The sequence below is a fragment of the Methanocalculus sp. genome (genome assembly GCF_029762515.1).
Lineage (GTDB): Archaea > Halobacteriota > Methanomicrobia > Methanomicrobiales > Methanocorpusculaceae > Methanocalculus.
Genome location: NZ_JARVGN010000259.1, coordinates 1 through 3,408, shown reverse-complemented (window position 1 = coordinate 3,408; position 3,408 = coordinate 1). Strand labels below are relative to the sequence as shown.

The 3,408-nt window shown below is 53.8% G+C and carries 5 protein-coding genes; 1 reads left to right on the top strand and 4 read right to left on the bottom strand.

The annotated features are described in order from the left end of the window. On the bottom strand, positions 1-871 hold an 871-nt coding region (locus tag QCH34_RS09245; protein ID WP_300333199.1), incomplete at its 3' end, for an AIR synthase related protein. A gap of 89 nt (positions 872-960) precedes the next feature. On the opposite strand from QCH34_RS09245, the gene QCH34_RS09240 reads away from it, so the two are divergent. Next, on the top strand, positions 961-1,572 hold the full coding sequence (locus QCH34_RS09240; RefSeq protein WP_300333197.1) for a translation initiation factor IF-2 subunit beta: 612 nt from the start codon (positions 961-963) through the stop codon (positions 1,570-1,572). Positions 1,573-1,692: 120 nt separating this feature from the next. Here QCH34_RS09240 and QCH34_RS09235 read toward each other — a convergent pair whose 3' ends face one another. From QCH34_RS09235 to QCH34_RS09225, 3 genes are all read right to left on the bottom strand, one after another. Beyond that, the gene (locus QCH34_RS09235; RefSeq protein WP_300333194.1) at positions 1,693-1,962 is read right to left on the bottom strand and encodes a DNA-directed RNA polymerase subunit L; all 270 of its coding nucleotides are present in this window, start codon (positions 1,960-1,962) and stop codon (positions 1,693-1,695) included. 35 nt (positions 1,963-1,997) lie between these two features. Continuing rightward, positions 1,998-2,738 carry an MBL fold metallo-hydrolase gene (locus tag QCH34_RS09230; RefSeq protein ID WP_300333191.1) on the bottom strand — a complete coding sequence of 247 codons (741 nt, stop codon included), beginning with the start codon at positions 2,736-2,738 and terminating at the stop codon, positions 1,998-2,000. Further along, positions 2,723-3,408 (bottom strand): ATP-binding protein (locus QCH34_RS09225; RefSeq protein ID WP_300333188.1); only part of this gene is annotated, 686 nt, incomplete at its 5' end. The genes QCH34_RS09230 and QCH34_RS09225, both read right to left, overlap by 16 nt.

The window sequence follows — 3,408 nt, the reverse complement described above, 5'->3', positions numbered from 1 at the left end:
TCTCAATCTCATTCATACCGGTCTCACGGAGAGGGACTCGATCTGCACTGATCCGGGCCCCGAATGTGCTTGACATCTCGCTTGACGCACCGGCAAACCCGGCCGCGCCGAGGTCACGGCAGGCGAGCACCTTCCCGGTTGCGCACATCTCCATCGTCGCCTCGATGAGGAGCTTCTCGGTATAGGGATCGCCAACCTGCACGCTCGGGCGATCTTCTGCTTCCGAATCCTCACTCAGATCCCGCGAGGCAAAGGAAGCGCCGCCCAGCCCGTCGCGGCCCGTCCGGGAACCATAGAGGATGAGATGGTTACCGGGCTTTTGCACCCTGCCGGTGATGATATGTTCGGGGTCAACGACACCGACAGCAACAACATTGACAAGCGGGTTGCCCTGGTAACTCTCGTCAAAGATGAGATCTCCCCTGACAACCGGCACGCCGATACAATTTCCGTAATCCCCGATACCGGAGACGACATGCTCAAAGAGGTGGCGCGTCTTCTCGGAATCGAGGGTTCCGAAGCAGAGGGGATCCATCAGGGCGATCGGGCGGGCACCCATCGAGATGATATCCCGGACAATGCCCCCGACACCGGTTGCGGCACCATCATAGGGGTCAACATAGCTTGGATGGTTATGGCTCTCCATCCCGATCGCAAGCGCGGTCTTCTCATTGTATCTGACGATAGCAGCATCGTCTCCCGGCCCGATGATGACGTTTCTCCCCTCTGTCGGGAGAGTCTTCAGAAGAGCCCGTGTTGAGCGATAGCTACAGTGTTCACTCCAGAGGTTCTCAAAAGCGACCGCCTCAAGGGGGGTGATATCCCGTCCGAGGCGTGAGCGGATGATCGTGAGATCTTCGGCGGACAGCATTCCTTAGAGGTCATCTTTAGAGAAGAAATAAGGATCACTCTCCCTGCCCATACTACACTTTTTAGCACTATGACCCCCATATACTCTGCATGGTCGATAGTTACGAGGATCTCCTGAAGAAGGCTTATACCGGCATCACCGAACCGTCGGATACGGGGGAGCGGTTTGTCGTGCCACAAGTCAAATCATACCCCGAAGGAAAGACGACGATCCTTGAAAATTTCATGGATATTGTCGGGACACTGAACCGGGAACCCGATCACGTGATGAAATTCATGCTCGGGGAGCTTGGAACTGCCGGTAAGATTGACGGAACCCGTGCAATCTTTAATGGCAAATTTGAAACGGATGTCCTTGAAGCGATCGTCAGGAATTACATCGACGATTATGTCATCTGTTCCGAGTGCGGGCGGCCCGATACCCGGCTTGTCAAGGACGATCGTATCCAGATGCTCCGGTGTGATGCCTGCGGCAGCCACCGTCCGGTGAGAAAGCGGCGTGCCAGAACCGAGGTGAAGGGAACCAGCCTCGAAGAAGGGATGGAGATCGAGGTGGAGATCGAGTCGGTCAGCCGCCGTGGTGACGGGGTTGCCAAGGTGGGTAAATATATCCTCTATGTCACCAACGGAAAGCCGGGGCAGAAGATCAAAGTCAAGATATCAAAGATATCAGGTCAGGTTGCATTCACCCAGCGGGTGTAATGCGCCAGGTCTTTTTTTTCAACCCAAAATACGTAAAAGAGAGTTTTTCCGGGATCCAATGCTCTCTCCAAAGCATCAGATCCGGATATGGTATCGAAGACTTCTCCTGAAAAGAACACCTTATGCAGATTGTACCTGTGTCAGCAGTTCGTCACAGGAGCGGCTGATCCGCTCGCATGCTTCCCTGATGATTGTGACAGGATCCTTACTGCCGTCGGTTGTGACGAGGAGTTCGGGGTCAGAGAACTGGTACTCGATCTGGTATTTGGCAACATCAACGGCCGGATCTTTCAGGATCTCATCGGTCAGAAGATTCATAAAGGTGTGTTTCTCTGAAACCAACACCATTCTGACCTTATTTTTTTCAAGCTCAAGAATTTTTATGTTCATACTGTATATCAATTGGCAGGGAGACTATATAGCCATTAGCGGAGGCTGAGATCAAAGGTCTCCATATCATATGCCGAATACGGCTGATCCCATGAGACCATGTGGCTCAGGTGTACGCACCTGAGTTCTTTTGGTTTCAACTCATCTGCGAGGTCAAGCGCATCGGTATAGTTCATATGTTTTGAGATCGTGAGGTGCGACGGCGCCATGGCGTCAAGGATGAGAAGATCCGCATCCCTCATACAATCGATACTCTCTTCCGGGATCCCCCTGCGCGTATCTGACGAATAGACGAGGACAGAATCACCTGATTCAATTCTTACACCATATGTCGGAGCGCCGGGATGGTCAACCGGGAAGAGGGTGATCGTGAGATCGAAGAGCGCAAATGGCTGATAGGGTAATACTGGATGCCCCGGTGAAGGGAGGAATGAAAAAACATTGCTGCAATAGTCGAGCACTTCCGGTGCCGCATACATGGCAGGCGGTTTCTGAATCCGGTAAAAATCCCCAAATCCCATGAAATGGTCGTAATGGCCATGAGTCCAGATTCCGGCATCGATATGGGGAGAGCCGGCATACAGGAGTTGTCTGCGGAGGTCAGGGGTGGTATCGATGAGCAGGTGGTGTGAACCCGTCTCGATCAAAAGGGATGTCCTGAGCCGCTCCCTGCCTTCCTTCCATGCCTGAATGCAGTGATCGCAGTTGCACCCGATCTTGGGTGTGCCGATGGCGTCACCGGTTCCAAGGAAGGTGACCCTCATGCCCCGATCCATCCGGTCTTCCGGAGCGCATTCCTCCGGTCCACAAGGAGCATCCCCTGTTCGATATCAATATCGGTAATTTGGTCCCGCCCTTCAATGAGAGCGGCCATAACTGCTTCTTTTATCATCAGGCGGAGATCGGCACCAGTGAAGCCCTCGGTTCTGGCTGCGAGGAGCGGGATATCGGGAACAATCCGGAGGCTCCGGGTGATCGTACGCAGGATCGCCTCCCGCATGGATGCGTCTGGTATGGTGAAGGGAACTGCGTCATCGAACCTTCTCCAGGCAGCCTCGTCAAGGATTCCCGGGTGGTTTGTCGCCCCGATGAAGAGGACTTCTGATTTGACCAGGCTGATCTGGTCGATGCTCTTCAGAAGCGTATTGACCGCCCGCTTCATCGCACCGTGATCATCTGAATCCCGTGTGCGTGCCACATAATCGAACTCATCAATGAAGAGGATGCAGGGAGACAGCCGTTTTGCTATCTCAAAGATCCTGTCAATATTCTTTGATGTCTCTCCAAGGTACTGGGAGGTGATCATCGAGAGGCGGGCCTCGAGGATCGGCATATGCAGCTCACGTGCAAGCGAGAGTGCAAACGAGGTTTTTCCGGTTCCGGGGGGTCCGACAAAGAGGAGCCTGCCAACCTGGTAGATCTGATGGGTTTTCAGGAACTGGCGGT

Coding starts and splice junctions, on each gene's coding strand:
- QCH34_RS09240 (WP_300333197.1), top strand. CDS start 961: ATGGTCGATAGTTACGAGGATCTCCTGAAGAAGGCTTATACCGGCATC.
- QCH34_RS09235 (WP_300333194.1), bottom strand. CDS start 1,962: ATGAACATAAAAATTCTTGAGCTTGAAAAAAATAAGGTCAGAATGGTG.
- QCH34_RS09230 (WP_300333191.1), bottom strand. CDS start 2,738: ATGGATCGGGGCATGAGGGTCACCTTCCTTGGAACCGGTGACGCCATC.